The sequence below is a fragment of the Bradyrhizobium sp. DN3 genome (genome assembly GCF_041357655.1).
GTDB lineage: Bacteria > Pseudomonadota > Alphaproteobacteria > Rhizobiales > Xanthobacteraceae > Bradyrhizobium.
This window is the reverse complement of record NZ_JAULLN010000006.1, coordinates 154,152-181,066: the sequence shown is the minus strand read 5'-3', so window position 1 is coordinate 181,066 and position 26,915 is coordinate 154,152. Positions and strand designations below refer to the sequence as shown.

The 26,915-nt window shown below is 62.6% G+C and carries 28 protein-coding genes; 10 read left to right on the top strand and 18 right to left on the bottom strand.

The window, feature by feature from the left end:
• Positions 1 to 57 precede the first annotated feature (57 nt).
• The 3 genes from AAE027_RS11690 to AAE027_RS11680 all read right to left on the bottom strand — a co-directional run bounded on the left by AAE027_RS11690 (position 58) and on the right by AAE027_RS11680 (position 3,526).
• Complete coding sequence (locus AAE027_RS11690) at positions 58 to 1,506, bottom strand: O-antigen ligase family protein (RefSeq protein WP_370988155.1); 1,449 nt, start codon at positions 1,504 to 1,506, stop codon at positions 58 to 60.
• Positions 1,507 to 1,573: 67 nt separating this feature from the next.
• On the bottom strand, positions 1,574 to 2,155 hold the full coding sequence (locus AAE027_RS11685) for a hypothetical protein (protein WP_370988154.1): 582 nt from the start codon (positions 2,153 to 2,155) through the stop codon (positions 1,574 to 1,576).
• A gap of 168 nt (positions 2,156 to 2,323) precedes the next feature.
• Positions 2,324 to 3,526, bottom strand: a complete 1,203-nt coding sequence (locus AAE027_RS11680) for a polysaccharide biosynthesis/export family protein (RefSeq protein ID WP_370988153.1) — start codon at positions 3,524 to 3,526, stop codon at positions 2,324 to 2,326.
• Between the two features lie 277 nt (positions 3,527 to 3,803).
• Here AAE027_RS11680 and AAE027_RS11675 point away from each other — a divergent pair, with 277 nt between their 5' ends.
• From AAE027_RS11675 to AAE027_RS11665, 3 genes are all read left to right on the top strand, one after another.
• Positions 3,804 to 4,376 carry a hypothetical protein gene (locus AAE027_RS11675; RefSeq protein WP_370988152.1) on the top strand — a complete coding sequence of 191 codons (573 nt, stop codon included), beginning with the start codon at positions 3,804 to 3,806 and terminating at the stop codon, positions 4,374 to 4,376.
• Positions 4,377 to 4,451: 75 nt separating this feature from the next.
• The gene (locus tag AAE027_RS11670) at positions 4,452 to 4,727 is read left to right on the top strand and encodes a hypothetical protein (protein WP_370988151.1); all 276 of its coding nucleotides are present in this window, start codon (positions 4,452 to 4,454) and stop codon (positions 4,725 to 4,727) included.
• Positions 4,728 to 4,967: 240 nt separating this feature from the next.
• On the top strand, positions 4,968 to 6,146 hold the full coding sequence (locus tag AAE027_RS11665) for a hypothetical protein (RefSeq protein WP_370988150.1): 1,179 nt from the start codon (positions 4,968 to 4,970) through the stop codon (positions 6,144 to 6,146).
• Between the two features lie 11 nt (positions 6,147 to 6,157).
• Here AAE027_RS11665 and AAE027_RS11660 read toward each other — a convergent pair whose 3' ends face one another.
• Complete coding sequence (locus AAE027_RS11660; RefSeq protein ID WP_370988149.1) at positions 6,158 to 6,784, bottom strand: transglutaminase-like cysteine peptidase; 627 nt, start codon at positions 6,782 to 6,784, stop codon at positions 6,158 to 6,160.
• Between the two features lie 193 nt (positions 6,785 to 6,977).
• On the opposite strand from AAE027_RS11660, the gene AAE027_RS11655 reads away from it, so the two are divergent.
• On the top strand, positions 6,978 to 7,715 hold the full coding sequence (locus AAE027_RS11655) for a metallophosphoesterase family protein (protein ID WP_370988148.1): 738 nt from the start codon (positions 6,978 to 6,980) through the stop codon (positions 7,713 to 7,715).
• Between the two features lie 56 nt (positions 7,716 to 7,771).
• On the top strand, positions 7,772 to 8,434 hold the full coding sequence (locus tag AAE027_RS11650; RefSeq protein WP_370988147.1) for a hypothetical protein: 663 nt from the start codon (positions 7,772 to 7,774) through the stop codon (positions 8,432 to 8,434).
• Positions 8,435 to 8,482: 48 nt separating this feature from the next.
• On the opposite strand, the gene AAE027_RS11645 is transcribed toward AAE027_RS11650, so the two are convergent.
• Positions 8,483 to 8,959 carry a hypothetical protein gene (locus tag AAE027_RS11645; protein WP_244551057.1) on the bottom strand — a complete coding sequence of 159 codons (477 nt, stop codon included), beginning with the start codon at positions 8,957 to 8,959 and terminating at the stop codon, positions 8,483 to 8,485.
• A gap of 387 nt (positions 8,960 to 9,346) precedes the next feature.
• Between AAE027_RS11645 and AAE027_RS11640 the strand changes: the two genes are divergently transcribed.
• Positions 9,347 to 9,724: a hypothetical protein gene (locus tag AAE027_RS11640; protein ID WP_128935768.1), complete on the top strand. Its 378-nt coding sequence runs from the start codon at positions 9,347 to 9,349 to the stop codon at positions 9,722 to 9,724.
• Positions 9,725 to 10,076: 352 nt separating this feature from the next.
• Here the strand turns inward: AAE027_RS11640 and AAE027_RS11635 are convergent, their stop codons facing one another.
• Positions 10,077 to 10,325 carry a hypothetical protein gene (locus AAE027_RS11635; protein WP_370988145.1) on the bottom strand — a complete coding sequence of 83 codons (249 nt, stop codon included), beginning with the start codon at positions 10,323 to 10,325 and terminating at the stop codon, positions 10,077 to 10,079.
• A gap of 146 nt (positions 10,326 to 10,471) precedes the next feature.
• Between AAE027_RS11635 and AAE027_RS11630 the strand changes: the two genes are divergently transcribed.
• Positions 10,472 to 11,677 (top strand): hypothetical protein, encoded by a 1,206-nt coding sequence (locus AAE027_RS11630; protein WP_370988144.1) that lies wholly within the window; start codon positions 10,472 to 10,474, stop codon positions 11,675 to 11,677.
• 221 nt (positions 11,678 to 11,898) lie between these two features.
• On the opposite strand, the gene AAE027_RS11625 is transcribed toward AAE027_RS11630, so the two are convergent.
• The 3 genes from AAE027_RS11625 to AAE027_RS11615 all read right to left on the bottom strand — a co-directional run bounded on the left by AAE027_RS11625 (position 11,899) and on the right by AAE027_RS11615 (position 13,468).
• Positions 11,899 to 12,132: a hypothetical protein gene (locus AAE027_RS11625; RefSeq protein ID WP_370988142.1), complete on the bottom strand. Its 234-nt coding sequence runs from the start codon at positions 12,130 to 12,132 to the stop codon at positions 11,899 to 11,901.
• A 587-nt stretch (positions 12,133 to 12,719) separates the two neighbouring features.
• The gene (locus AAE027_RS11620; RefSeq protein WP_091884443.1) at positions 12,720 to 13,136 is read right to left on the bottom strand and encodes a hypothetical protein; all 417 of its coding nucleotides are present in this window, start codon (positions 13,134 to 13,136) and stop codon (positions 12,720 to 12,722) included.
• Between the two features lie 41 nt (positions 13,137 to 13,177).
• A complete protein-coding gene (locus AAE027_RS11615; RefSeq protein WP_370988141.1) occupies positions 13,178 to 13,468 on the bottom strand; it encodes a hypothetical protein in 291 nt (96 codons plus the stop codon).
• A gap of 1,046 nt (positions 13,469 to 14,514) precedes the next feature.
• On the opposite strand from AAE027_RS11615, the gene AAE027_RS11610 reads away from it, so the two are divergent.
• The 3 genes from AAE027_RS11610 to AAE027_RS11600 all read left to right on the top strand — a co-directional run bounded on the left by AAE027_RS11610 (position 14,515) and on the right by AAE027_RS11600 (position 17,318).
• Positions 14,515 to 14,688 carry a hypothetical protein gene (locus AAE027_RS11610; protein ID WP_165405291.1) on the top strand — a complete coding sequence of 58 codons (174 nt, stop codon included), beginning with the start codon at positions 14,515 to 14,517 and terminating at the stop codon, positions 14,686 to 14,688.
• A gap of 516 nt (positions 14,689 to 15,204) precedes the next feature.
• Positions 15,205 to 16,797: an EAL domain-containing protein gene (locus tag AAE027_RS11605; protein WP_370988139.1), complete on the top strand. Its 1,593-nt coding sequence runs from the start codon at positions 15,205 to 15,207 to the stop codon at positions 16,795 to 16,797.
• 155 nt (positions 16,798 to 16,952) lie between these two features.
• Positions 16,953 to 17,318: a VanZ family protein gene (locus tag AAE027_RS11600; protein WP_130212922.1), complete on the top strand. Its 366-nt coding sequence runs from the start codon at positions 16,953 to 16,955 to the stop codon at positions 17,316 to 17,318.
• 55 nt (positions 17,319 to 17,373) lie between these two features.
• Here AAE027_RS11600 and AAE027_RS11595 read toward each other — a convergent pair whose 3' ends face one another.
• The 9 genes from AAE027_RS11595 to AAE027_RS11555 all read right to left on the bottom strand — a co-directional run bounded on the left by AAE027_RS11595 (position 17,374) and on the right by AAE027_RS11555 (position 26,909).
• Complete coding sequence (locus AAE027_RS11595) at positions 17,374 to 17,820, bottom strand: CHRD domain-containing protein (RefSeq protein WP_130212921.1); 447 nt, start codon at positions 17,818 to 17,820, stop codon at positions 17,374 to 17,376.
• 138 nt (positions 17,821 to 17,958) lie between these two features.
• On the bottom strand, positions 17,959 to 18,243 hold the full coding sequence (locus AAE027_RS11590) for a hypothetical protein (RefSeq protein ID WP_091884431.1): 285 nt from the start codon (positions 18,241 to 18,243) through the stop codon (positions 17,959 to 17,961).
• A gap of 132 nt (positions 18,244 to 18,375) precedes the next feature.
• Positions 18,376 to 18,819, bottom strand: a complete 444-nt coding sequence (locus tag AAE027_RS11585) for a hypothetical protein (RefSeq protein WP_370988251.1) — start codon at positions 18,817 to 18,819, stop codon at positions 18,376 to 18,378.
• Between the two features lie 145 nt (positions 18,820 to 18,964).
• On the bottom strand, positions 18,965 to 20,686 hold the full coding sequence (locus AAE027_RS11580; RefSeq protein WP_370988138.1) for a chemotaxis protein: 1,722 nt from the start codon (positions 20,684 to 20,686) through the stop codon (positions 18,965 to 18,967).
• A 5-nt stretch (positions 20,687 to 20,691) separates the two neighbouring features.
• A complete protein-coding gene (locus AAE027_RS11575; protein ID WP_370988137.1) occupies positions 20,692 to 21,783 on the bottom strand; it encodes a protein-glutamate methylesterase/protein-glutamine glutaminase in 1,092 nt (363 codons plus the stop codon).
• Between the two features lie 17 nt (positions 21,784 to 21,800).
• Positions 21,801 to 22,655 carry a CheR family methyltransferase gene (locus tag AAE027_RS11570; protein ID WP_370988136.1) on the bottom strand — a complete coding sequence of 285 codons (855 nt, stop codon included), beginning with the start codon at positions 22,653 to 22,655 and terminating at the stop codon, positions 21,801 to 21,803.
• Positions 22,656 to 22,800: 145 nt separating this feature from the next.
• A complete protein-coding gene (locus tag AAE027_RS11565; protein ID WP_370988135.1) occupies positions 22,801 to 24,603 on the bottom strand; it encodes a methyl-accepting chemotaxis protein in 1,803 nt (600 codons plus the stop codon).
• 59 nt (positions 24,604 to 24,662) lie between these two features.
• Positions 24,663 to 25,145, bottom strand: a complete 483-nt coding sequence (locus AAE027_RS11560; RefSeq protein WP_128938196.1) for a chemotaxis protein CheW — start codon at positions 25,143 to 25,145, stop codon at positions 24,663 to 24,665.
• A gap of 63 nt (positions 25,146 to 25,208) precedes the next feature.
• Positions 25,209 to 26,909, bottom strand: a complete 1,701-nt coding sequence (locus AAE027_RS11555; RefSeq protein WP_370988134.1) for a methyl-accepting chemotaxis protein — start codon at positions 26,907 to 26,909, stop codon at positions 25,209 to 25,211.
• Positions 26,910 to 26,915 lie beyond the last annotated feature (6 nt).

Here is a 26,915-nt window from a genome sequence, read left to right as displayed (position 1 = left end):
AGAAATGGGCTGTCCACTTATTCTAAAGACTTCGTAAACAGCGCAACTGCTTCAAATCTAGACACTTTTATGAAGCCGAGGCATTCGCCGCGCGGTTGTATCGGCGGTTGAGGTGCGGCCCTCGCCTCGCCCGCCGGAAGCGACGGCGTTGCTTGCGGAGCGGCCCTCCCGGGTCGAGAAGGACTGGGCCAGGCCCGCGCCGAAAAGCGCAAAGAATGGAATGCTGTAGCCGGGCACCTGGAGCGTGAAGTCGAGGCACGAATGCAGCAGCGACAGCGTGGCGGTGGCCGCGGCCGCCAGCGGGATGATGGCATCGCGCCGTCGCCCGAACACGCCCTTGGCCAGAACCAGCAGCATGATCGCCCAGCCGACCGCAACCAAGAGCGCCATGGGAATGCCCACCTCGGAGGCAAGCTCCAGCGGCGTCGAATGCGCGGCATCCCAGATGCCGCGAATCGAGATGTTGGGACTGCGATAGGGCGGGAAGGCCCATTGGAAGGTGCCCATGCCGGTGCCGAACCAGGGGTTATCGGCGATGATCTTAAGCGTCGATTTCCAGGCCTCGACGCGGCCCTCGTCGACCAGGCCCTGGCTGTCAAACCGGCTCGAGACGCGGCCGCCCAGGAGCTGCAGCAGGCCCAGCGCGACGGCAAGGCCGGAGCCGAGCGAGATCCAGATGCCGGTGCGTCGCGGCAGGTCTTTGCGGAGGAAGAGCGTGAACGCGACGATCATCGCGAGCAGCGACAGGCCGACGCCGGCGCGCGAACCCGTCATGAACATCGCCATGAGGCAGATCAGCAGGCAGCCAAGCTGCGGCAGGATTTCCTTTGGCGGGATCGTGCGCAGATCGAGCGACAGGCGTCGCCATTCGATATGCCGCTCCGGCAAGCGGCGGCGGACATCTTCCAGGATCAGCAGCAGCCAGATCACCGCGCAGGAGCCGAAATAGGCCGCCGCCGTGTTGCGGTTGATGAAGGTGCCGGTGACGCTGCCGAGATAGGCCGTCTTGTCCCGCCACAGGATCATGGTCGGCTCGATCAGGAACGAGAGCACGCCATAGAGCGCGTAACCCGCGCCCGAGATCGCGATCACCCACAGCAAGCGGCGCGCGCGCTCGCGATCGGCGCCGACGGTGATGCCGAGGACGATGGCAAGAATGTTGGCGAGCGGGGCGCCGAGCGCGAAGAACGCCTCGTTCTTCACGATCGAAGCGGACGGGGCGATCGGCACGCCGAGCAGATCCGACGCCTGCTTCCAGATCGGCTGGAATGGCGCGAGGAAGGGATGATCGGACAGCTGCTCATGCAGCACGAACGCGTAAGCGGCGACGATCACGGCGATGCCGGCGAGCAGCCCTAGATGCGGCCTTCGCAGCTCGCGCGTCGGCGCGAACATCACCGCGATTCCCAAGCACAGGCACCAGAACGCGATCGACAGATCATTGGTCGAGCCGAACGGAAACGGCGCGCCGGCGACCACGAAGAACAGGATGAAGGTCGCGGGCAAGCTCCACGACCAACGGATATGGGGAGGCCAAAGGCGCATCGTCGTTTGGGCGAGCTTTGCTTAGCTTCTAGAGGAAGCAATCAATCGGATAGATCTTCAGATCAACGTTGAGGCGGCTGTTCCGGGTCTGCGCCCGGAAGGCGTAGAATAGCCCAAGACTGTCACTCCCCGGCTCGAGTTTTATTCCGGGGGTTAACTCATCCGGCGGGACCAGAAGGCCGATGTGTCGGTTGATGGCGGAAATCTCGATCCGCCCCTCCCCCTCGCCGAACCGACCCTCAAGCCGGGTCACGGTGACCTTGGGCAGGCCGCGGCGCTGATGGCAGGCCTCCTCCTCCCATAGCCTGGTCTGTTGGACCAGCGGCTTGCCCGAGCCATCGGGGACGACGATATCCGGGAAAGACGGGCGCAGCATCCCGAAGAACCGGCTCTCTTTGGAGTTCGCCGACAGCCGGACCGTGAACGAGAGCTCGCCCTTTTCCCCGCGAAGGCGCGCCAAGATCGGCGCATCGGGTTCGGCGGAGACTATCACGTCGATGCGATGGCGAACGCCGAGCTCCCCTGCAGCAGCAAGGGCCTGCCCGAACGGTGCAAGTCCGACGGCAGCAGGGACGAGAGCCAGAAGACGCCAGAATGCTCGAAAGCGCATGAAGCCCCTTGCAACACTGCGGGGTGACCTATCGGCGCGACGTGCTCAGTGCCGCCTTGATCCAAATCCCGAACTCGTAGCCGCAGCAGAACCGCCTCGGTTGCTAAACGAAAATGGCACCGGGACAAAGCCCCGGTGCCATCGGTTTTGGTCGATCAAGTCGGCGTCTTACGGCGCCAGCTTGACGTTGTTGCGGAAGATCAGGGCGTCGTTGGAGAGGTTCACGGCATCGCTGCCGGTCGCCATGATCACGCGCAGGTAGTTCAGGAACTTGGCAACTTCGACGTTGCGCGAGTTCGAGACGTAGATGATGTCCTGATTCTTCATCATGACCTTGGTGGCGAGGAAGAAGCCACCCGGATCGCGGAAATTGACCGCGAAGATGACCGGGATCGTTTCTGACGTGTACTTGCTCACGTCGATGCCGAGCTGTGCGGCAACCTCACGCGGCTCGCGGCGGTAGAGATACACGGCAGCCGGATCGGCCTGGCCATCCAAGAGACCACCGGCCTTGCCGACGGCTTCGCCGAGGTTGATGCGCCAGGCATCGAAATTGAACTCGCCGCTCTGGCCGCTGGCGCCAAACGCCAGGAACTTCTGCTGCTCGCGATAGACATAGATGCTGTCGTCGGGGCGAACATAGATGTTGTTCTCAGGCGTCATCACGAGATTTTCGAACGGCACGGTAGCCCGCCGTCCGGCACGCTCCAGCATGACCCAGGTCTCGAAGCCCTGACCCTTGATGCCGCCGGCGCGGGTGATCGCATCGAGCACGCGATCCTTCGCACCCGCCGCGCTCGCCGGATAACGCGCCGGCGTATTGACCTCGCCGAGCACGCTGATGAGCTGGGTCCGCTGCGAGGACATCGCAACCACAACCTGCGGCTCGATGGCGCGGTTGGATATCTTTTCAACGATGGCTCGCTGAATCTGAACCGCTGTGAGGCCCGCCGCCTTGACCTGACCGGCATAGGGCACGGTGATGAAGCCGTCATTGTCGACCGATTGATCCGGGATCGTCACGAAGTTACCCGGACGGACGCCGGCTTCCGCCGGGATGAACAGACCACCGGCGGCAGCTTCGAAGATGGTGACGCTGACAACGTCGCCGATGCCGAACACGATGCTGGCCGGCGGCCGCTTGTCCGTGAAGGCCCCCGCGAGCCCCTTGGGCTCATGGGTGTGCAGAATCTTCACCGTAGCCGGATTGATCGGCACCAGCTCATAGGCCGGCGCATTTTCGGTCTGGATCTTGTTGTTGACGTCATCCGTGAGCGGGCCCGAACCGGGATTGGTTGAACACGCTCCGAGCGCTAAAGCGGCCGCCAGAAATGCCGGCTTGAATACATAAGTTTTGACAAAGGAATGCATGAATCGCGCCCCAAGAGACCCCAATTACCGTCGATTGGTACGGCGGCGCGGGCGGTGCGACAAGGGTTCCCTAGTGGTTAACGGTGCGATCAGTCGGCTACTGTTGCGTGCGAGCCACTGTTTGGGGCTTAGTTTAACCCTTTGTGACTATTTGTTGTATTTCCTGTGCCCGGCTGACGAGCAAACCGCCCAAGTCAAGGGCTAGGCGTGTCGAGCGCGAGGCTTCTTGGCCTCGCCGCCCTCTGCTAAGGCTGGGCTATTAAGAGTAGGAATCCCCGTGTCTGGCATCCTTCTGATCCCGCTGCTGGCAGGTTCCCTCCTTGGCGCCGCTGATCGCCCATTGGACGGTACAATACCTTGCGCTGAGAGCGCCCGATCCACCTGCCACGGCCCGGCTGTTGTCGAGGTCGCCTCCTCCGCCTCCTCCTCCGTCTGGAAGTTCAGCCGGACCCAAGGGACGAAGGACGGCGAGAGCTTCGCCGCCATCATGAAGACGGCGGACACCAGCCAGTCCGACCCGGACTTCGCCGGCCTGATCGTGCGTTGCGCGCCGAAGGGCAAGGTCGACGTGCTGGTAGCCTTGATCCGGCCTTTCCCGCCGCGGAGCCATCCTAAGGTCACGATCGCCGCGGCCGGCGGCGGCACTTTGACCTTTGATGCCAGCATGGCGGCCGCGGGGGCCGCAGTGCTGTTGCCCGATGAGGTCTCTGCCTTTGCCGCCGGAAAGTGGCAGACGACCCCCTCACTGTCCGTTGTCGTCAAGGAAAGCGACAGCGAGATCAAAGGTGCGGTGGCCCTAAATGGACTGCGGGAGGCCTATCATTCGCTGCTGGCAAATTGCAGCCAATAGGCCAAATTTAGCCATACAACTTAAGGGTCTTTTTAGGGGGGGAACCTAGGGTCCGGAGCACAGAGAGTGTTTCGGATGACCGCGTTTTTGATTTTCAGCTTTCTCGTAGGTGCCGTGCTGGGCCAACGCTTTCGCGTCCTGGTGCTCCTGCCGTTGACCTTCGTCATGGTGCTCGCCGCGATTCCGGTCGGCTTGATGGTCGATCTCACCGTGGTTGAGAGCCTGAAAGGCGTGGTGTTCGCCGCCATCGCCCTCCAGGGCGGCTACCTCTTTGGGTCAGGAGCGCGCTTTGGCCTTGCTGCCGCGCGTACCACCCGCGTATTCACCCGCCCGGTCAAAACTGTCCGCTGACGACGCCGGATTGACGCGGCGATGAACCTTTCGCGCGCGCGCGAAAGGTGAAGACCGAGCTGTTGTCCTGACAGAGCTCTGTTTGAAAACCCATCGCCCGCTTGTATGGTGACCTGACCGTTTCAGGATTCCCTTCGAGCGCGCCGTTTGTCCTTCGCTTATTTTGCCCTCATCGTTTCAATCGTCTCAGCTTCCGCTCTCGAAATTGCCGGCGCCAGGGTCGGTGCGCAGCTCGGGACGATGGCCGCAGCGCTGAGCTTGCTGGCGGCCGCTTCGGCCGCGCGGAAGGCCGACTACGACCACTATGTGCGCGCGGCCGCCTGGGGCCGGTGGATCCTGCTCGCCATTCCGCTGTGCATCGCGGCCCAACACGTCCCTCTTCCGCTGAGCTGGGCGCATCCGATCTGGGCCAGCGCTCACGACGTCCTCGGTGGCCTGTCGCTCGGGCCGATCACGGCCGACACCGGCTTGACGATGAACGCGCTGCTGCTGGCACTCGCGGCGATCTCGTTGCTCGGCGTCACCATCCTGGTGGTCCGCAACCGCGGCCGTGCCGAGCTGGTTCTTTTCGTGCTCAGCGGAGTGACCGCGGTCTCCGCCTTGACCTTGGACTTGCATCGGCTGTCGCCGGCCGTTGCGGCAGCCGCGCCCGCTGACTTCACCACGACTTTGGCCGGCCTCGGCCTCATGCTCAATTTAGCGGTCATGCAGCTCGCTGCTGAACGGGCCGAAACGCATCACTCGGTCCTTCGCTCGATCGCGATCGGCCTTTGCGGCCTTGTCGGGACCCTGGTCTGCGCGGCCGCGATCTTTGGGTTTTCCGGGACGAACAGCGCGATCGCAGCGGCCTTTGGCGTTGTGCTGATCCTGCTGATCCTCGTCATCCGGAGGCTCGACCTCTCGCCATTGGCCGGGGGCGCATTGTCGGCAGCAGCTCTGATCGGCGCGACTATCGTCCTGACCTTCCTCTTCGAGAAGAGTTCTGGGCCGGTCCTCATGCGGCTCGTCCCGAACTTGGGGACCGAGACCAAGGCCGCCCTCGAGCGGATGTTGGCCGACACACGCTGGTTCGGCGCGGGCGCAGGAAGCTTTTCGGCCGTCGCGAAGATCTATCAGAGCGAGGCTGGCACGACTTTGACCGCGCCCTCGGCGGCCATCGCCGTCTTTGCGGACACAGGATGGATCGGCTTGACCGCCATGATGGCAGTAAGCCTGATCGCTCTGGTGCGCCTGTTCTTCGGCGCGCTCCAGCGCGGACGCGACTCGTTCTTCCCAGCGGCAACCGCGGCCTGCGTTCTCTTTGCACTCGTCCAGAGCTTCGCCGGTCCGGGACTGCTGCGCCCGGCAGCAATCCTGTGTCTTTCGGTGATCGTGGGACTGGGGCTGTCGCAGAGCGTCAGCCAATCCTCATCACGATAGAGCGCCGGTCATCAGACGGCGCGATCGCCGAGTGACGCCCAGTAGTTCGGGTTCTTGGGTGATTGGATGCGGACCCAGCGATAGGGCTTCTTCGACCACGGCAGGATGTGACCGGAGAGATTGTCCAGCACGAGATCGCCGGAGAAGGTGCGCACCACGACCACGAGATGATGCTCGCCCCATGTGGTCACGACCTCGCTGAGCAGCACCGAGCGCGCCGGAAAGCCCTTGGCGATCAAATCGTGGCGTTTTGTCACAGCGTAGTCGTTGCAGTCGCCGCTCGCCGGATGCAGCAGCCATTTCTCGCCGCGCAGCCCCTCCAGGTTGGCCTCGGGACGGATCGCGCCGTTGATCCGTTGGTTGATCTCTTGCATCTGCGCCAGCCGCTCCGGCGTGAGCTTCAGACGGCCGCCCCTGAACACGACCTGCTGCGGCCGCGGCCTGCACTCGTCCTTGTACTTCAGGCAAAAGAGCGTGAATGCCATCGGCGCCAGCGTCGGCTGGTCGAACTTGATGTACTGGATGGCACCGCGCAGCCCCAAGGGCGCGCCGACGAAGGCGGCTTCCGCTCTCTGCTGCACCCCCGCAGCAACGACGATTGCGGCCACGGCCGCCAGGAACTTTACAACTTTGCGCATGTCGCGCTCCCCTTCTTGTAGGAAAGGACGCTACGCGAGACCTCTTGAAATACGGCTCAAAGGCCACGCGATCCTTTAATCAAAATGCGGGCGCGTTGGTTGCAAACAATTAAGAATATCGATGTGTGACTGGTTCTGCTAAGAGCGGTCACGATGATCCGCTCGTGACGCTAGAAGCGATTCGACCGACCCGATGGGCCTTTCCAGCCGCTTTCGAAAGAAGACCAAGCCTCGGCTTCCCGACGGCGTTCGCGTCTATGCGATCGGCGACGTGCATGGCCGCGCCGATTTGCTTCAATCGCTGTTAACCGTGATCGACGCCGATCTTGCCCGCTCGGCTCCCCAACGAGCCATTCAGGTCTTTCTCGGCGACTATGTCGACCGCGGCCCGGACTCGCGAGCCGTTCTTGATCTCTTGATCGCGCGCTCGAAATCACACGAGACGGTCTGCCTCAAGGGCAACCACGAAGTCTTCCTGCTCGAGGTCCTCAAGGACCCCGCCCGCTTGCAGGAGTGGCGCCACTATGGCGGCCTCCTGACGCTGGTCTCCTATGGCATCAGGCCGACCATGAATCCGTCCGCAGAGCAGCAGGTCGAGCTGATCGATGAATTGAAGCGCGCGCTCCCGCCCGAGCATCTCGCCTTCCTCCAGCAATTGCCCTCCTCCTTCACCTGCGGCGATTTCTTTTTCGTCCACGCCGGCGTCAAGCCGGGCATCGCGCTCGATCGCCAAAAGGATGAGGATCTGCTCTGGATCCGCGAGGAATTCCTGGCCTCCGAGGAGCGCTTCGGCAAATATATCGTTCACGGTCACACGCCGGTCAGCGCGCCCGATATTCGACCAAACCGCATCAATATCGACACCGGCGCCTACGCGACCGGCAACTTGACGCTGTTGACGATCCAAGGCGATAGTCTGCTCGCAATTTAAGAGTTGAATGTCGGACCCGTCGTCGGCTCGCGCTCATAGGCCTCGTCAATTCCACCATGAATCGCATGATCCTGCTTCGCGTCATCGGCATCTTGACCGCAATCGTGCTGGCGCTTCACGCCGGCATGACGTTCTACGGCGATCTCATACGACCGAACTTTCGCGCCAGCGACTTGTTCTCGGGCGAGATTCCGCCCGACAAGGCCAAGCTGGCGGCCGCCGGCGGCCTTGCATCTTTTTCATGGGATGGCGAGTTGCTTGCGAATTACGCGGCAGCGATGGCCGCTGACTTTCTTCACCGCCCCTCCACCGACGCGGGCAGCAGGGCCAGCGAGAACAAGGCAGCTCAAGGTGCCGTCGTGGCTGCCTTGAAAGTATCGCCGATCAGGCCCGCGCTATGGCTCACGCTCGGCACGCTACAGGCCCAGGCCGGCGAGGCGGTAACGCCTGCGGTGAAGATGTCTTACTTGACCGGGTCGGTGCCGATCGACGTTGCCTTCTCTCGCGTCCAAATCGTGACGTCGGGCGCGGCCGCGACCGATGAAGAGATCAAGCTCCTGGCGCAGTCCGACATCCGGTCGGCGCTGGCCAATCGCTCTCGTTACGAGCCACTGCTGATCGCGGCCTACGTGCAGGCGACTCCGCAAGGCAAGTCGCTGCTGCTGGAGACCACGAAAGTGGCCGACCCCAAATTCAACGAGATTATGCGGCGATACTGAACCCGGACGAGCTTCGTTGCCATCGCTCCTGGGGCTGCAGCGAATTCCTCAGCGCACCGATTTCGGGTTGACCGGCACAAAGTCGTGATCGCGGCGCGGTTGCTCGGATCGCCCCTGGTAGACGAACATGCCTTTCTTGGTCGCGACGATGTCGCCTCGTTGCAGACTGTCGTCGTTGAGGAGACGTTCGGTCGCGACAAGGTCCGGATCTTCCGGAATCGGCTTGTAGAGCTCTGGATGCTCCCGCCGCTCGCGCGAGACCTCCTTGGCTCGGCGCCGCGCGTCCTCGATCCGCTGCCGCCATTCGTCGCGCGTAACTTCCGGCTCGCTTGGCGGAAGATAGTCGTTGATCGAGGGCTCCGGTTCGGTCTGAGCGAGACACAAGGACGGACAGGCAAGACCAAGGCCGAGCACGCCGGCAACAATGATGACCGCCTGAGGCAGCTTCCCAAACCGCTTTTCACAGTGGCCACGTCGACCCGTTCGCACGCTGATGACTCCAGGCAGAGCGACAAGGACGACCATTGGCCAATTTCCTCATCTCCAGCTTTTCAATCTATACCTTTGCCGATTGCAAGAAAGCCAATTCGCCGGGCACCCTTTCCATTTTAGCTCGCGAGGATTTCAGCACCTGGGGCCGTTCGGGGGCCGTCCCATCAAAAAATAGAAAAACAACCCCATGCACAGTAGCCGACACCAGTCGGATCAATGGGTTGCGCCTTTTCCGAAATTCGGGTTGACTCGTCGGGCAAAACAGGGGCAGGATGGCATGGTCCGGAGAGAGGCCGACCGGATGATTGATGTACCCGAGATCCGCGGCATTTGATCGGCTTAAGGGCCAACGGCTCTGTTCTAAGACCTCGTTAGGTCATTGCTGTTTAACTTTGGCATGCGCTCGTGGAGTTGCCGAGAATGCGTGCAAGACCGTTATTGCTGTTAAGTATTGCCGTCGCGGCTTCCTTCATGTCTGGCCTGACGGCGCACGCCAGTCCCGTCTGCATCAAGGAGCGGACGCCTTTTGCCTTTTCGGAAGATTCAGTGAGATGGACGATGTCGATCGCGCCTGGGGCAGATTGCATCCAGGGACTGCGTTGGTCGTATATGCAGATTTTCAACGTGTCGGTCGTGAGCGGACCATCATGGGGACAATTGGCGGTGGTCGGGTCCGGCTTCCGCTATTCGGCAGGAAACGAAACGCCCGGCGCCGACAAGTTCACGCTGGTGATCTCGGGCAAGAGCCGTCATCATCGCGGGACATCGATCCTGGAGGTCGAGGTAAACCCGCAATAGCTGTCTCACGACGCCACCGAAAGGTGCAGGCAGGGCTAACGACGGCTCGACCCGCTGCCCCGGGTTCTGTTCCCGTGATAGGGGCGGGCGTGTCCGCCCCTCGTCACGGGGGGCTCGATTCGACTCGGAATATTTGGCGTCGCTGTGGACGGCGAGGGCTGCGACGGGTTGACGATGATCACGTTGCGATTGGGCGTCGACGGATCGTTGACGCCCTGGGCCCAGGCGCCGGCAGGCACGACAAGCGCGAGTGTGATCAAGACTAAGCGTTTCATGCGAGATCTCCCGAGCAAGAACGTCAGGGAGGCGAACACCGTTCCTTCACGGCTGCTTCACGGTTCCTTGCGTGACCTCACCGAGGCACGGCAATCAGCTTGCCATCCCGCCAGACGCCTTGGGCCGCCCTTCCGGCAGGAAGGCTCCCCGTCACATTTCGGACGGCGGTCGGCCGCGACGCGGCTTGGATGGTCTGCGCCTTTTTCGTGGGCGTTGTGATGATGCTGGAGCTGGTGGTGTTGGCCTGATCCTTGACCCCTTGCGCCGAAGCGGGCTGAACCAGGAACGCCAAAAACGTGATTGCTGTCAAAATGCCGCGCATCATCAAACACCGGAAAGAGGAGTTCGGCGAAATGTCACAGGTTTTTGCCCAAAAGCAAGCTCTTCGAGACATGCGCGTGCAGGACCCAGGGATCCGGGGGTGAAAAAGCCTAGCGAAACAGCTGTATCCGGGGTAGTTGATCGGCCTTGATGACCGAGCCCGGCGACACTGCAGCCAACGCGGACGAGATCAAGGCTGGACTTGTCCGCCTGTTATCAGGGCGGATCCGCGAAATCTCCGACGACCCCCGGCAGATGCGGGACGTCGTTTACGAACTGGCCCGCATCAAGCTGCTGGAACAATTCAACCACGCCGATGCGCGGGAGGCGCGAGCGCTCCAGCAAGTGCTCGAACGCGCCATCCAGGAGGTCGAACGGTCCTTTGAGCGAAGCGAGCCGTCCTCACTGGCAAAGGCTGCCGGCACTGTCGTGGCGAATTCTCGGCCGGACAACGCCCCTGCTCCGCCGCCCATTCCGACGCCGCCGGCTCTGGCTTCACCAGCCCCTTCGACGGCCGCGGAAACGCCACGCGGACCTGCGGCACCGTCAAGATCGCTGGACCAACTCAAACGGAGCGGCGCCTTCAAATCTCTCGTTCGATTGACCGCCATGCTCCTGCTCATTGCGGGCGCCGGGGCCGCGGCTGCCTATTGGCTACATCTGAGGACACAAGTGACCGCATTGCCACAGGTGGCGCTGCCGTCCGCGCGCTCACCGGAAACCTCGGGCCCTCAGCCGACCGCCGTCCCGACTCCCTCGGTGGGTGAACCCGCTGAACGGACGCCGGATAGCGCAAAGGAGCCGGCGCAAGCCGCACAACCGTCGATGCCTTTGCCGACGACGTTCGGCGTCTACGCCTTGAGCGAGGGCCAGCTCCATGAGCTCAAGCCGGTGCCCGGAAAGATTCCGGACCGGCGCGTCGCGATCTCGGCAGCCATCAACACGCCGAGCGCAACCACATTGATGGGCGGCGACGTCAGATTCATCGTGTTCAGGCCCGACGGAGGTGTCGATGCGAGCGGGACCGAAGTTCGGGTGGTCGCGAAAGTCTCCCGGGCAATGGGCGTCGATGCCACCGGGAAAGCCGCCATGGTCAGCGCCGGCGATTCCTGGGTCATCCGCAGCATGTCGTACCCCTACAAGGTAGGTCCGGTCGAAGACCAGTCGAGAATGCTGTTGCTCCAACCAGAGCAAGACGGCTTTACGCTCGCCCCCGGCCGCTACGTCGTGGTGGTCAAGGGTATGGGCTACGACTTCACGGTCGCCGGAACGGTCACTGATCCCAATCAATGCGTCGAACGCATCAATGCGGCGAACGGCGCGTTCTACTCGCCCTGTCCGCCGCCCCGACGCTAAAGCGCGATGAGATTAGGATGTATCGTCATCGCGCTTTAGGTTGTTGTTTGAGCATGATCTTTTCGGAAAACCGCTGCGCACTTTTCCGGATCATGCTTTAGAGCATGATCGGTTCTGATTGAATCAGAACCGAAGCTCTAGATTCTTGTTTTGACGCGTTTTCTTCACGCGAACCGGTATCCACTTCGCTCGAAAGCGCTCCGGCCGTAGCCACCCTGTTCTTATTTCGCCGGCTTGTTGTCCTTTGGCGCGCCCGCCGGCATGTCGTCGACCTTGCCATTGTTGGCAACGCATTTTTGGAAGTATTCGCGCTTATCCTTGGCCGTTCCCTTAGTGCTCCCGGCCGCGGGGTTGCCGATCTGTCTGGGCGGAAAGGCCTTGGCCATCGCCGCATCGCATGCGCGGGCCACTTCCGCCGTGATGGCCGAAGCCGTCGCCGGCGCGGCCAGCGTCAAAGCGCATGCCAATCCAACCAACGTCCTCAAATTCTTGACTGGCACCTCTTCGCTCCTTCAATCCATGAATGCTTGCCGGGACCATATCAAAAAGGGTCGAAGCGCCCAACGGCAAAGCAGCGCCGAATTGTCACGCGGCCGACCTTGCTCGGCGCAGGGCTACTGCATTTGTGAGTGTTTCCCTGCGGCCATCCTTCGAGACGCCCGCTTTACGCGGGCTCCTCAGGATGAGGACGGAGTGCGCGGCAGCAGTTTCAACGGGCACCGACGCCGATTAGCCTCATCCTGAGGAGACCGCTGGGAGCGGTCGTCTCGAAGGACGAGGCGCGCGCTCAGGCCGCCGCCAAGATCATATCCGATTGCCCTGCTACTCGGCGGGACATTGCGCGTGACAAAGCCGTGAAATCCGCGCGTCGCGGCGCATCGCGATGCGGAGCATCGTCCAGTGCAATCCGGGTGAGGGGCCGCGGCAGACAATGAAACTGTAACCCCTCACCCGGATCGCATCTTTGATGCAATCCGACCTCTCCCTACGGGAGAGGGTGCCCTCCTCGGCTCGCACCGATTCAACCAAAGCTCAACTCGCTTTAGCTGTCGAGCTGCGGCGGCTTGAAATCCGGAAAGCGCGTGAGCATTGCGGTCTTGACGAACTTCAAGTGCGCGATGGCGCTTGCCAATTCCTTGAGCCGTCGCTGGCCATTCGAGATGTCGGCCGCAAAGAGATCCTGATGATAATTGTCGAGCGGCTCACGCTCGAGATATTCATCGGTGCCGTTTCCGAAGGTGACGGATGCACGTGCGAGGGCATCGTCAACACGCCGGTTGAGGCCGGCCTGCTCCCTCTCCGCCTCCTGCAATGCTGTTTCGATCGCCGCCAGGACGGCACCGATCCGCGCGCGGTCGGTCTCTGCATCACGCTCGACGGAGCGGGCTTTAAAACCTTTGTCCTCACGGCGGGAGCCGAGAAGATTGTGTGCGCGCGCTCTCAGGAACAGCTGAAACATTTGGGCCATCCCACATTCGAGATTTAGGCGGCTACCATCGGTCAGACATAGTTAACAAAGCTTAAATCCTGCGCCCGCTCCGCCTGGCTTTGTGCGATCCACGCCCGCCAAGCCCCTTCGTGCTTGGAATAGAGCTCAAGCCAGCGAACTTCGTCCGCCGCAACGGCTCCGTCGTTCACGCAAATCTCGGACGCGAATTGCTCTGTCTCGTTCGATGAAAGATCCAGCGCTTCGAACTCCGCCGTCTCTTCCAAAGAAAGGCCGATCAGGACGCGATGCCCTTGGGCGTCGACGAAATACCTGCGGGGCGCGTTGTGCCTTTGATCAATCATTCGAATGGCCCTCATTCATGATCCAAGGCCGCGGAAGATCTTTCAACCGCCGATCAAAGGTACGAACAAAAGCGATCAAAATAAGGACGCACGTCGCGCCCAGCAACGCAATCAAATACGCCATCTACGCCCACCCATGCGGGCCCCGAAAAAATCGAGGCGGCTAAACTCTCACAATGAACCGATACGTTTTAGGTTGCCTTTCCGAAGCTCTCAAGGACCGCACCACGTTAACCTAACCGCACATGGTTATCCGACCTTGCCGCGAGGCAAGATCAACTTCCGACTAAAACATCGCGCCCATGGTTCTGCATTACGATGGATGCTCGCTTTGTTTCACTCCCATCGATGCCGGCGTGTAGGGCGCATAGAGGCGATATCGTGCTGATCGCTTGCGCGAGCGCCACGCCCGCACACCATAGCCACAGCCAAAGCCAGCTGTAAAAATCGAAATCAAAACCAGAATCGCAAGCATTTGGAATGTTCCCAATTTTTCGGAACGCTCCTCCCGGTACATTTCAAACGTGATGTTGCGACGACTTCAAGGTCATCGGCGCTGAAACTTTTGTCAGACGATCATGAAGTTTGTGCAACGTGGTGCTCGAAGTTTGGTCGTCGCGCGAAAACCTGGCGGCAGGAGAGGATGACGAAATCTCTCATTGTTCGAGAGCGATATCCAGCCGACGATGTTAACCCCTGTTCACCTCGGCAAGCAGCCTGAAGCCACGAGCGCGCTGGTGGTCGAGCGTGTCTGTCCTCTGCGTGATGAAGTCGCTTCCGACACCTTTTTCGCACGCGGCTGCTGGCGATTGCAGACAACACCGACGAAACCTCCGTGGTTATACGGAGCGGCATACACCAACTTCATCGCGGTAAGGTTGAGCGGTTAGCTTAATCCGCGGTGTTTGTTGCGAAGTCTCGCGTTTCGCTTATCCATCTTCGCACCGGGCTCCCCCAAGTCCGGCCCCACCCAAGCAAAGCCGTCGAGCGAACATGGGTCGCTTGGCGGCTTTGTCCCTTGTGTCGACGAGAGGATCATTTCGGTTATGGCGCGCAAGCCCTGGTCGTTCAAGGAAGACCGCCGGCTCATGGAGCTGGCCAAGTCTTCGGCTTCGCTGGAAGAGGCGGCGAAAGTTCTCGGGCGCTCGCCTGATGCGATCAAGCGCATGGCGTTGCGGCTTGGTCTTTCGTTGAAGTCGAAAGCGAGCAAGAAAGGCTAGCCTCGGGAAAGGCTAGCCTCGGAAAGAGAGAGTCGAGGACGGCAGCGCCATCATCGCGGCAACGCTCCTCTTCGACCCAGCCGCAGCTTTTCGCCTTGGCAGGACGGAACCAAAGCAACCATTGGGTGTTTGATTCCAGACTTTCAGCGAGGTCTGGCAGTGCTCCACTTTGCCATTTCCGCGATATTGGTTTGGCTGGCGATCAACGTCGCTTTCGTGGTGCTTCGGCTGCGAGCCACCCGCCATCCCGCCACGCCCCACAGCGATAGGCCCAGCCGACCTTATCCAGAGGTCATTTCCGTCCGCCATCGCGGCGGGCGGTGAGCGTCGATTGAGCCGCCTGCCTGCGGCGGTCCGTCCGGCCCGTTCACCGGCCAGTTGTACGTCTTCTGGGGCCCCCTCTAAGGCTGGCTCCGTAGCGGGGCATCTCCGTTCCTTCGTCCCGTTAAACGCTATCTTAGTCCCCGCAGGCTAGGATCAATTTTCCAGGCCTCCCCTGAATTTCGCCCGGACCGGATGAGATTACAGCGACCCAACCTCCTGTTTGCGGCGCTCGTGCTTGCGAGCACGATGGCGTTCGCCCTGGCGGGCCATTTCGCGGCGGAGGCCGTCATTCGCCACCAGCAGGCGCATCAGCTGAGCGAGTTGACCGAGGTCGTTCTGCGCCGCTCCGAATTTGCGGTCGATTTTGCCGCGGCCAGCCTGGACGAGCTCGCAAAACGCAATCTCGCCAGCTGCGAGCCCGGGGCGTTGCAAGCCATCCGCCTCCACGTCTACCAGCGGTCGGCGATCAAGGACGTCCGCCTCGTCAAACCGGATGGCTCGGTGATCTGCTCGGCCTATTCCGAGACGCTCGAATTCGACAAGGGATGGGTGAATCGCCGCGACATGCTGCCCTCGCGCGACAAGGCACTTTCGCTGTTCCGCGTGGAGCAGTTCGGCGGCGACGCCTTGGGCGTGCTCAGGGACATCAACGACAGCTCCGCCCTCGTCGCCATTGTCGGAATCAACGCCAGCCTGTTCGACATCATGCCCGCCGAATTGCGGGCGCACAGCGAGGTGATCCTCACCTTGAGCAGTGGCGAGAAGCTCGGCGAATTCCAGACCGACGCCGACAAGTCCCCGCTGGAGCCGATCAGCTTCGACAGGACTTCCACGCGCTTCCCGCTTCATGCCACGATCATGCTCGAGCAAGCGGTGCTTTCGAGCTGGAACCACGAGGCTTATTGGCCCGCCCTCGCGGTGGCCCTTGGACTTGGCGCAATCTTTGGCATCCTGCTGGCACGCAGCCGCCGAATGGAGGGGCCCGTCGCCGATCTCGATCTGGCGCTGGCGGCCGGCGAATTCAAGCCGTACTACCAACCCATCTTCGATCTCGGGACAGGTCAGATCAAGGGCTGCGAGATTCTGGTTCGCTGGGTGCGCCGAGATGGCTCGGTCGTGCCGCCGATGAACTTCATTCCGCTCGCCGAATCCAGTGGACGCATCCAGGCGATGACCTGGCAGATCCTGGGATCGGCGCTCGCCGAGTTGAAGCCATTGCTGAGGGCAAACAAGAATTTCAAGATGTCCTTGAATGTCGTGCCCGGGCATCTCCTGAGTGCAGGCTTCGTTGAAACGCTGCGTCGCAAGGTCCTGACCGCAAGGGTCTCCGCGCGCCAGATCGTGGTCGAGATAACCGAGCGCGACGAGCTCGACGATCTCGCGCGCGCCGCGGCGGTTGTCGCCGAGCTGCGGGACCATGGCTTCCGCGTTGCCATTGACGACGTCGGCGTCGGCCATAGCGGACTGTCTCGACTGAAGGGCCTCGGCGCCGACATGATCAAGATCGACAAGTTCTTCGTGGACACGATCACGGTGGACGCGTCGACGACGACGATCGTGGAGATGCTGGTTGCGCTCGCGAGAGACCTCCATATGAGCGTGGTCGCGGAAGGCATCGAGACCGAGGAGCAGCTCCGCGCACTGCTCGCGTCCGGCGTAGCGGAGGGCCAGGGTTATCTCGTTGCGCCGCCCCTGCCCTTCGCCAGGTTTAGTGAGCTCGTCGAGTCGCGCCGGGTGGCGCAGTCAGGCGCGGCGGTCTCGAACGATGCGGCTTTGGTGGCCTGACGGTCGAGGAAGAACTTCTATTTCCCTAACGGGGGGTGAGCCGCCAAACGGTATCACCGTCCTTGTGCCAGCGGAGCCTTTGGCGGCGTCCAGCGCCTTTAACGATATTTTCGTCTTTCGAACCAGACGGGCGCCCAACCTTGTATGTTGGCGCCATGCGCAGGAGCCACCTCATCGCAGCCGCGAGCATCTGTCTAGCGCTGATCGTCTATGCCACCCTGGCGAAGCTGGCGGGAAGACCCGCGCTCATGGGACATCACGAGGCCTATTGGATTGTCGTGATCGAGCGCTTCAGTGCCTATGGTCTGCTCGGCTTCCTGCTTTCCTTCCTGTTGCCAGGACGGCTTGGTTTGGCTTGCTCGCTCGTCGTGGCGGTCGCTATGGGGCTGGAGCTGATGCAGGTGTTCATACCCGACCGGGATCCGGGCTTTCTCGACGTGCTCCAGAAGGCGGCAGGAGGCACCGTCGGCGTCATGCTCGCCCAGATGATCCTGGCGTTCTTGCCGAGACCGCCGTCCTAAGCAGCCAACATCCCCTCAGCGAGATGACCGGTGGACGTACACCCCGGTCTCTACTTCACTTCATCATCTGACCGCGCAACTCGCCGCCCGGGTTCGCGGCCGTATGGATGTTCGCGTACCATTTTCCGGTCAGCAGATCTGCCGCCTGCGCGTCGGTGAGCGTGGCACTGCCCTGGATCGGGCTTTGCACCGTCTTGAACGGGAGGACGATGCCGGCGTTCTTGCCAGCTTCGCCGGGGCCATGGAAATGCGCCCCCATTGCGGGTCCCGTCAGCCCGGCATAGGTGACGGTGTAAGTCAGAACTTTCGTTACAGTGTCGTAGCTGGCTTCTGCCTTGCCCGATCCGGACGAGCTGTTCGGGGGCACTTCATTGCTTCCCTTGAGCTCGGCTTGCAGCTTCACGGCTTCCGCGTTTGCCATTCCGCTCGTCGCAACGACGCTTCCAACCAGCGCGAGCGTCCCCAACAGTGCCACCGACGGCCGACGCACAGCTTTGCTCATGCACTCCTCCTGCAGACTTCGCTCCCCATCGCGATTTGAACACCGACGACAGCCGGAAATTCCGCCGCAGAGCTTATGCTGATTCGGGACAACGAGCGCGGTAATTAGCCTTCGGCATGGGCCGGAACACGCGGAGGTTCAGGCCGCCCCACGCCTGTTGTGGAGCTGGGTGGGAGCCAGGAGTTCGGCCATTTGCCGGTGGGTGTTGTGCAGCGCCTCAATCGCGCAATCGAGATCGAAATCCGCCTCACGAACGGATGCAAAGAACTTGGCCGTCAGTGCCAGATCGAGTTTGACCCGCGTCGTCCCGTCGCGACTTTTGCGACGATCGAGCGACAGATGGATGGCGCGATCCCTCGCCTCCATTGCGCCACAGCCGCAAAGCGCGCCGAGTTCATCGTATGTCATCCAGATCTGAGGCATGTTCTTCCACCACACTTGATCGGCCGCAAGGCTAGCCCCCGCTTCTAAAGGCAGAGTTGCTGCAGCGCGGCCGCGGCGTGATTTCGAGACAACAGCGTCAATGCAACGCTAATCACGGAGCTGGGCGCGATTTCACTTGGACGGGCCTGCCGTGAACGGATGCTGCGGCCGGTAACGGCTGTCGGCCCCCTTGGGCAGCTTACCTGCATTCAGCCTCACGACCGCGCTCCTGATGTCGGCAGCCGGCGCATCTTCCTGGCTGTAGATCAGCGTCGCCTCGAACTTCACCTCAGGCGCTTGCTTGGCCGTGCCCGAGCAGGTCGCTATCGCACCGCTGAAGACGCCGGAGAGATAGACTTCGACCTCGTCACGCCCGAACACGGTGGGCGGGCCCTCGGCATGCCGGCGCGTGGTTAGAACGGCCGTGAAACGCTGGTCGTCATCGAATTGATAGGAGCCGCCATAGGTGAAGAAGCTGTCGCTCCCCGAAATCCGGCCCTGGGACAGATGCACAATGCCGGTGCCTTGCGCCTGCGCGGTTCTAAACCACGCCGCGTATTTGCCCTCTTTCAGCATGGAAACATCCGTCGTGAATTCCATGCGTATTTGCAACGAACCGTGGGGCGCGACAATGACCGACGCGGCGCGCATTCCGCCACGGTTAATGCCTCGCAAAGTCAACCTGTCAAATTGCTGCCGACGCGCGAAGCCGGCAGCAACGTCAAAACAGTTCTATGCCGTCATCGGCGGTCTCGACCGCCTCGACCCGGCGCGTGGTGGCGATCGACGCCAGCCCGAGCGTTTGCAGGAATTGCCGATGGACGTCCCGCTCGCGCTCCATCGTGTAGCGCCCGAAGAGTTCGTCGAGCATGGCCTCGTCCTGCGGACGCGGTTTCTGCGCGCCGGCACCGGCCGTCTCGAGGCGCGCAGCGACCGCGGGCAAAGCCGCGGAGCCTTCGCCGAGCGTGCTCATCAGGCCTTGCGCCGAATTCATCAGCCCCTCGAACTCCGCGCCTTCAACCACGAGCCGGTTCATCAGCTTGCCGAGCCGTTCATTGCCGGCCTCGACCTCGCGCAGCGCCTGAAGGATCTGCGGCTCGAGCTTGGCGAGCTGCGTGGGATCGCCCTGCACGCGGAGTTGCTTCAGTTCCCTGGCCGAGCGCTCGATGCCGTCGAGCACCGGCCGCAAGCGTCCTGCCCCCGCCGAGACCTGGTCGGCGGTCGTCTTGAGCTCGTTGGCGATGACGACGAAGGCGCTGCCGCGGCTGCCGAGATGGCTTGCCTTGAGACCGGCATTCATCCCGATCAGCGTGATGTCTATGGTCGCCTCGGCAAGCCCGGCGATCGCCTGACGAAACTTCGTCAGCGTGTCCTCGACGATCGCAAGCGCCTCGTCCACCGAGCGGCCGGCGCCCTCGCAGGTGGCAATCAGGGTCGAGGCGTGCGCCAGCGTCTGCTTGATACGCGCCAGGAACGACGACGCACCGCCGTCCTCGCCGCCGAATAGCGTGCGGCCGTGACCGACGACACTGCTCGCATCGTGCAGGATGGCGGTCAGCGCGCGAACGATCTGACCGATGTCGCCGCCGAACTCGCGCTGGGCATCCCTGAGCTGGGCCGCCTGCAACTGGCAAATCGCGCGCGCGCCGTCATTGCTCGCGCCCGGTTCGGGAACGAGGCTCGGGGCGGATCCCGAGACGAGGCCGAGACCGTGAGCGACATGCTCGAGACGCTGGCGCGTGCTGTCGCCGGCCTGCAAGGAGATGATCGCGCTGCCCACCGCCTCGGCGATCTTCCTGGTGCTGGAACTCGCGAGGTCGGCGAGATGGCTGCTGTTGCGGCGCTGATCGTGCAATCCGGAATAGGCCGCACCAAGCTCGACGCTCTCCGCCGCCAGTTGATTCCGGTAGCGGCTCTCGAACTCCTTCTGCCGGCCGAGTGCGGTGGCGACCGCCTCGGACAGGCGCTGCTGATCCCGCGCGCAGCCCTCGATCGAGCCCTGCACGGCCTTTCCGAGATCGTAGGCTTCCTGCGTGAAGGCGAGAAAGCCCTCGCGGTCGCCGTCGAGCGAGGCAGCCTCGATCCGCGCGCTGCGGGCAATGATGGTGATCATCTGGATGTGCTTGAACACCGGCTTGAGCAGCGAGGACGCCTCCGCCGTGCTCCTGCCGATCGTCTCCAGCAGGGCGGTCTCGGCCGGAAGCGCCTGCGCCAGCTCGCTGAGCTGTGCGGCGATCTCCTGCAACGCGGTCGCGGCGCCCTCGATCTCGGCACCGGAGAGTTCCGAGGACAGCGTTGCGAGACCCTGGTTCAGCTCCTTGAAGATGAGATGGCCACGCCCGAGCTCGTGACCGACGCGCGCGAACACGTCCTCGATCCGCGAGGAAACGTCCTCGATCGCGGTGATCGCCTCATTGAGCGTGTTGGCCGGAATGACGGACATTGCCATCAACCTGCCGCGGCGGCGTGGCCGGACTGATACCAGTGCATGATCTCGCGCGGGATATGGTGCAGCGATACGACCTTCTCGACGCCGCCATGGGCGATGGCTTCCTTGGGCATGCCGAACACCACGCAGCTCTCTTCATCCTGCGCCCGCGTCGAGGCGCCGAGCTTGCGCATCTCCAGCATTCCGCGCGCGCCGTCGTCGCCCATGCCGGTCATGATCACCGCGAGCGCGTTGGCGCCGGCATGCTGGGCCGCCGAGCGGAACAGCACGTCGACGGACGGACGATGCCGCGACACCGGCGGGCCGTCCTTGATCGCGATCTGGTAGCGCAGGCCGATGCGCTGGAGCAGCATGTGACGGGCACCCGGCGCGATATAGGCGCAACCCGGCAGCACCGGCTCGCCATCCTCGGCCTCCTTGACCCGGATCTGGCAGACGCCGTCGAGACGTTTGGCAAAGGCCGCGGTGAAACCCGGCGGCATGTGCTGGACGATCAGAAGCGGAGGACAGTGCGGCGGCAGCATCTCGAGGACGTCGTTGAGCGCTTCGGTGCCACCCGTCGAGGAGCCGATACACACGATGCGCTCCGTGGTCGGCCGGACTTTGCCTTGCACCGGCGGCGGGATGATCGCATCAGCCGTCAGCTTCTTCTCGATCTCCCGACGCTCCGCGCGCGGGCGCACCCGGGCGCGGGCGGCCGACTTCACGGCCTCGCGCAGCCGCGTGGAGCATTCGAGCAGCGCCTGCCGCGTGTCGATCTTCGGCTTCGGCACGATGTCGACCGCACCCGCCTCGAACGCCTCGAACATCACGTTCGAGCCCTCCTCGGTCAGCGAGGAGCAGATGATCACCGGGATCGGACGTTGCGCCATGATCTTGCGCAGGAACGTCATGCCGTCCATGCGCGGCATCTCGATGTCGAGGATGATGACGTCGGGAATTTCGTTCTGGAGGCGGCGCGCCGCCGCGAACGGATCCGAAGCCGTTGCCATCACCTCGATGTCGGGATCGTCGTTGAGGATCGTCTGCAGGATTTGGCGCACCGACGCCGAATCGTCCACGATCAGCACGCGAACTTTTTCCTTCGGCATTCTTGGCGGCGCTCCGATCAAACCTGGAAGATGGTGGGTTGGACCTGCTTCAGACCCGGCACGGCGCTGTGGATCATCGATTCCGAGTGCCCGACCAGCAGATAACCACCGGGCCGCAAATGGTTGCACAGCTGCTCGATCACCTTGCGCTGGGTCTCGCGCTCGAAATAGATCAGGACGTTGCGGCAGAAGATGATATCGACGTCGCGGTCGACGGGATAGGACGCGTCCATGAGATTCATCCGCATGAAATGCGTCATGCGCCGCAATTCCGGTACCACCCGCACCTCGCCGCGCGACCTGTCCCGCGACGACAGGAAATATCGGTTCACGAAGTTTTCCGGCACAGGCGCAAGCACATCGCGCGTGTAGATGGCGGTCTTGGCAAGGCGCAGCACAGCAGTCGAGATGTCGGTCCCGAGGATGCGGTATTGAAACCGCGAACCGTTCCGCGTCATGTCGTCCAGCACCATCGCGGTCGTATAGGCTTCCATGCCGGTGGAGCTCGCCGAGCTCCAGATCTTCAGGTTCGCATTCTTGCGTCCATGCGATTTGAGCAGGGCGGGGATCGCGACATCCCGCAAGAAGGTGAAGTGCTGCGGCTCCCGGAAGAAGTCGGTCTTGTTGGTCGTCACCACATCGATGAGATGAGTGAGCTCGGTGTCGAAATGATCGGCCTCGAACAGGTTTTCGACGTACTCGTTCAGATCCGAATAGTTCAGCGCGCGCACGCGCTTGTGCAGCCGCCCTTCCAGCATCAGCCGCTTGCCCGGCGGCAGCTTGATGCCGACCTGGCCCTCGATCAATTGGGCGATGGTCCGGAAGTGGCGGTCCGACAGATGCACGGCCGTATCCTGCACGCCGGGCATCATGGCCGCCTGCCCCGGTCCGGGATGGCCGCCTGCAGCGAATGTCGGGCCGTCCTGGCCATCTTGAATCCTACGCGTTCACGTAACCGCTGAAAGCGGACCGGTCCACCGTCATCGAGCGAGCCGGCCCGCAGAAGCCCTCGCGGGCCTAGCGTTGGAAATCGGCGTCCCGGTCGTCCCCGCCGTCGTTCATGTCGAAGGCGAAGCCGCCGCCATTGGCAGCCTTCAGGGCGCGCACCGGCTTGCCTTGCGGCTTCTTGGCCGGACGCTCAGTGGCCGCCATTGTCGCCGCCTTGGCCCGCAACTGATTGACCGCCCGATCGATCGGCGCCGCCGCCGGGCTCTTTCCGCCGTGCTCGATGCGGAAATAGGCGATCGTGGACTGCAGCTGTTCGGCCTGCGAGGCGAGTTCCTCGGAGGTCGAGGACACCTGCTCGGAGGCGCTGGCGTTCTGCTGGCCAACCTTGTCGAGCTGCTGGATCGCCTGGTTGATCTGCGCCGAGCCGACGTCCTGCTCGCGGCAGGCCGCGGTGATCTCCTCGACGAGCTCGGCTGTCCTCTTGATGTCCGGAACGAGCTTGGAGAGCATGGCGCCGGCCTCCTGCGCCACCTTGACGGTGTCGGCCGAGAGGGTGCCGATCTCGGCAGCGGCGGCCTGGCTGCGCTCGGCGAGCTTGCGCACTTCGGACGCCACCACCGCAAAGCCCTTGCCGTGCTCGCCGGCGCGGGCGGCCTCGACCGCCGCGTTGAGCGCGAGCAGGTCGGTCTGGCGCGCGATCTCCTGCACGATCGTGATCTTCTCGGCGATGGTCTGCATCGCGTTGACGGCGCGGCCGACCGCGGCGCCGCTGGCCTCCGCGTCCTTAGCGGACTGCGCCGCGATCTTCTCGGTCTGGTTGGCGTTGTCGGCGTTCTGCTTCACGTTGGAGGCCATCTCCTCCATCGAGGAGGAGGCTTCCTCGGCGGACGAGGCCTGCTCGGTTGCGCCCTGCGAGAGCTGTTCGGCGCTGGCGGACAGTTCCTGGCTGCCGGCCGAAACGTTCTGCGCCGCGGTGAGCGCCTCCGATACGATCTGCCGGAGCTTCTCCACCATGCGTTGGAGCGCGAGACCGAGCGTGTCCTTGTCCGACAGCGGCTTGGCTTCGACCATCAGATTGCCTTGCGAGATCTCATTGGCGACGGCCGCGGTCTGGTTGAGGTTGACCGTCATCGCGTTCAGGGATTTCACGAGATCGCCGATCTCGTCGTTGCTGGAAGCATCGATCTTCTGGCTGAGATCACCGATCGCCACAGCATCCGCCAGCCCGACGGCCTTGGCGAGGGACCGGCTGATATTGATCGAAATCCAGACTGCGCTGATCGCCGCAACGATGAGCGAGACGACGACGAGGACGATGAGGATCAACTGGGCGCGGCGGCTGTCTTCATTGGACTGCACGGCCTGCTCGGCCATCTGCCTCTTCGTGTTCGCGACATAGGCTCCCATCGCCTCCGTCGCGTCCGCGACCACCTTGCGCCCGTCACCCATCGAGCGCTCCGTTGCCTTGGTCTTGTCCGTCTTTGCCAGCCTGATCGTCTCTTCCTGGTAGACGTTCATCCTGGCGTAGACACTCGCAAAATTGTCGAGCAGCTTCCTGCCGCCTTCACTGGCGAGCGCATAGACCTCGTCCTTGATCTTCGTCGCCTCCTCGCGGAGCTTGGCCGCGTTCGCGGCGAATTCATCGACTTCGCTTGGTGTTCCCAGAATTGCGTTCTTTTCCGCCCTGACCTGCTGCCAAATGATCCTTTCGACTTCGGATGCTTTCTCCATCCGCTTGGCGCGAAGCACCATGGAATCTGCAGTCGCGGCCATGTCGGCCAATTTCGTGTAGCTCACAGCGCCTGCCACAATGAACAGAAGGATGACGACGCCGAAGGCGCTGGCAAGCTTAGCTTTGACGGTGAATCTCATGTTCGATCTCATTGGTTCAAATTGGGATTGCTATTCGGCAACGCTTTACGCTTCGCAATTCATGCGGCGCGAGATGCATCGGCATCACGCCCCTCCGGGATCTCGTCATGCGCCATCAGCTTGGCGAGATCGAAGATGACGACGAACTTTTCGCCCTTACGGCCGATTCCCGCGGCATAGTCGGATTGCCATTTGCCGCCGACTTCGGGGATGGGCTCGATCGCCTGCTCGTCGATATCGGTGACCTCGAACACGCAGTCGGCAACGAAGCCGACGCCGACCAGGCGATCTTTCATCGGCACATCGAGGATGATGATCCGGGTTGCTTCAGTGGCAGCGACGCTCGGCAGGCCGAGCTTGGTCCGGAGATCGACGATCGGATAGCCGCTACCGCGCACGTCGATCATGCCGAGCAGGAAATCCGGCGCATGCGGAAGCCGCGAGATCGGCCGCATGTCGAGAATTTCGCGGACGTTGCGGATGCTGATGCCGAACGTCTCGCCGGCGAGCCCGAGCGTCAGATATTGCGAGGTTGCGGCCATGATGCAGTCCAGGGGTCGATGGGTTGCGATAGATGTGGTCCGGCGCGCGGCCGGACCGGTTGATCAGCGTCGAAACTCGGCGTCGCGATCGTCCTCGCCATCGTCCATGTCGAAGGCGAAGCCGCCGCCGCTGGCGACTTTCAACGCACGTGCCGGCTGGCGCGCAGGCGCAGGCTTCTTCTTGCCGCGATCGGCGACCGTCATCTGCGCGGCCTTGGCACGGAGCTGGGTGACAGCGTGGTCGATCGGCGCAGCCGCCGCGTTCTCCTTGCGCTTGTCGTTCTCGATCCGGAAGAACGAGATGGTCGACTGCAGCTGCTCGGCCTGCGAAGCGAGCTCTTCCGAGGTCGAGGACACCTGCTCGGACGCGCTGGCGTTCTGCTGGCCGACCTTGTCCAGTTGCTGGATCGCCTGGTTGATTTGGGAGGAGCCGACGTCCTGTTCGCGGCAGGCGGCCGTGATTTCCTGCACCAGCTCCGCCGTCTTCTTGATGTCAGGGACGAGATTGGAGAGCATGCTTCCCGCCTCCTGAGCGACCTTCACGGTCTCGCTCGAGAGCGTGCCAATCTCTGCAGCGGCCGCCTGGCTGCGCTCGGCGAGCTTGCGCACCTCGGAGGCGACCACCGCAAAGCCCTTGCCGTGCTCGCCGGCGCGGGCGGCCTCAACCGCGGCGTTGAGGGCGAGAAGATCGGTCTGCCGCGCGATCTCCTGGACGATGGTGATCTTCTCGGCAATCGTCTGCATCGCCTCGACGGCACGACCGACGGCGGCGCCGCTGGCTTCGGCATCCTTGGCCGACTGCGCTGCGATCTTCTCGGTCTGGCTGGCGTTGTCGGCGTTCTGCTTCACGTTGGAGGCCATCTCCTCCATCGAGGAGGAGGCTTCTTCCGCCGAGGAGGCCTGCTCGGTCGCACCCTGCGAGAGCTGCTCGGCACTCGCCGAGAGCTCCTGGCTGCCGGCCGAGACATTATTCGCAGCGGTCAGAGCTTCCGACACGATCTGCCGGAGCCTTTCAACCATCGCGTTCAGAGATTTTACCAGATCACCAATCTCGTCATTGCTGGACATGTTGATGGTCTGGGTGAGGTCGCCATTGGAAACCGCGGCGGCGAGGCCTACGGCCCGGCCGAGGGCGCGGCTAATTCCAAGCGCGATCCACATTGCCGCACCAACGGCGACTATGAGCGATATAATGATGATGCCGAGCAAGATCGTCTGGGCGCGAGCTCCGTCTTCGTGAGCCTGTTCGGATCGATCAGCCACCTGCTTGTTTACATACGCGATGTACTCGTCGCCAGCCGCAAGCGCCTCGCCTCCAGCCTTACGCACCTCCGTGGAAGAATGCGCCGCCGCTTTCGCCCGATCAATCTTGGCCAGCTTGAGCCCCTCATCCTGAGCGGCCATCATCTTGACCTGAGCTGCAGAAAGCTTGTCAATCAGCTTTTTTCCGTTCTCGGTAGCGATCGCGTAGAGCTCGTCTCTCTTCCTTGTAAATGTGCCCCGAAGATTGCCGATCTCGCCCGCGATGCGGTCCGTCTCCGCGTCGGATGATGCCAGGATCGCGTTCTTTTCGGCACGAATCTGCACCAAGATTTCCTTTTGCAGATCCGCCGCTTTCTGGATGCGCCCCGCCGCAGAGACCAGCGCGTCGCTCGCTCCGATCAGTTCGCTGAGCTTCACGTAGGCGACGCCACCGGCGATCATGGAAAGCACAATGACGACGCCGAATGCGCAGGCGAGTTTTGCTTTGACTGTAAATCTCATAAAATA

Coding starts and splice junctions, on each gene's coding strand:
- AAE027_RS11685 (WP_370988154.1), bottom strand. CDS start 2,155: ATGCGCTTTCGAGCATTCTGGCGTCTTCTGGCTCTCGTCCCTGCTGCC.
- AAE027_RS11680 (WP_370988153.1), bottom strand. CDS start 3,526: ATGCATTCCTTTGTCAAAACTTATGTATTCAAGCCGGCATTTCTGGCG.
- AAE027_RS11670 (WP_370988151.1), top strand. CDS start 4,452: ATGACCGCGTTTTTGATTTTCAGCTTTCTCGTAGGTGCCGTGCTGGGC.
- AAE027_RS11665 (WP_370988150.1), top strand. CDS start 4,968: ATGGCCGCAGCGCTGAGCTTGCTGGCGGCCGCTTCGGCCGCGCGGAAG.
- AAE027_RS11660 (WP_370988149.1), bottom strand. CDS start 6,784: ATGCGCAAAGTTGTAAAGTTCCTGGCGGCCGTGGCCGCAATCGTCGTT.
- AAE027_RS11655 (WP_370988148.1), top strand. CDS start 6,978: ATGGGCCTTTCCAGCCGCTTTCGAAAGAAGACCAAGCCTCGGCTTCCC.
- AAE027_RS11650 (WP_370988147.1), top strand. CDS start 7,772: ATGAATCGCATGATCCTGCTTCGCGTCATCGGCATCTTGACCGCAATC.
- AAE027_RS11645 (WP_244551057.1), bottom strand. CDS start 8,959: ATGGTCGTCCTTGTCGCTCTGCCTGGAGTCATCAGCGTGCGAACGGGT.
- AAE027_RS11640 (WP_128935768.1), top strand. CDS start 9,347: ATGCGTGCAAGACCGTTATTGCTGTTAAGTATTGCCGTCGCGGCTTCC.
- AAE027_RS11635 (WP_370988145.1), bottom strand. CDS start 10,325: ATGATGCGCGGCATTTTGACAGCAATCACGTTTTTGGCGTTCCTGGTT.
- AAE027_RS11630 (WP_370988144.1), top strand. CDS start 10,472: ATGACCGAGCCCGGCGACACTGCAGCCAACGCGGACGAGATCAAGGCT.
- AAE027_RS11620 (WP_091884443.1), bottom strand. CDS start 13,136: ATGTTTCAGCTGTTCCTGAGAGCGCGCGCACACAATCTTCTCGGCTCC.
- AAE027_RS11615 (WP_370988141.1), bottom strand. CDS start 13,468: ATGATTGATCAAAGGCACAACGCGCCCCGCAGGTATTTCGTCGACGCC.
- AAE027_RS11610 (WP_165405291.1), top strand. CDS start 14,515: ATGGCGCGCAAGCCCTGGTCGTTCAAGGAAGACCGCCGGCTCATGGAG.
- AAE027_RS11605 (WP_370988139.1), top strand. CDS start 15,205: ATGAGATTACAGCGACCCAACCTCCTGTTTGCGGCGCTCGTGCTTGCG.
- AAE027_RS11600 (WP_130212922.1), top strand. CDS start 16,953: ATGCGCAGGAGCCACCTCATCGCAGCCGCGAGCATCTGTCTAGCGCTG.
- AAE027_RS11595 (WP_130212921.1), bottom strand. CDS start 17,820: ATGAGCAAAGCTGTGCGTCGGCCGTCGGTGGCACTGTTGGGGACGCTC.
- AAE027_RS11590 (WP_091884431.1), bottom strand. CDS start 18,243: ATGCCTCAGATCTGGATGACATACGATGAACTCGGCGCGCTTTGCGGC.
- AAE027_RS11585 (WP_370988251.1), bottom strand. CDS start 18,819: ATGCTGAAAGAGGGCAAATACGCGGCGTGGTTTAGAACCGCGCAGGCG.
- AAE027_RS11580 (WP_370988138.1), bottom strand. CDS start 20,686: ATGTCCGTCATTCCGGCCAACACGCTCAATGAGGCGATCACCGCGATC.
- AAE027_RS11575 (WP_370988137.1), bottom strand. CDS start 21,783: ATGCCGAAGGAAAAAGTTCGCGTGCTGATCGTGGACGATTCGGCGTCG.
- AAE027_RS11570 (WP_370988136.1), bottom strand. CDS start 22,655: ATGATGCCCGGCGTGCAGGATACGGCCGTGCATCTGTCGGACCGCCAC.
- AAE027_RS11565 (WP_370988135.1), bottom strand. CDS start 24,603: ATGAGATTCACCGTCAAAGCTAAGCTTGCCAGCGCCTTCGGCGTCGTC.
- AAE027_RS11560 (WP_128938196.1), bottom strand. CDS start 25,145: ATGGCCGCAACCTCGCAATATCTGACGCTCGGGCTCGCCGGCGAGACG.
- AAE027_RS11555 (WP_370988134.1), bottom strand. CDS start 26,909: ATGAGATTTACAGTCAAAGCAAAACTCGCCTGCGCATTCGGCGTCGTC.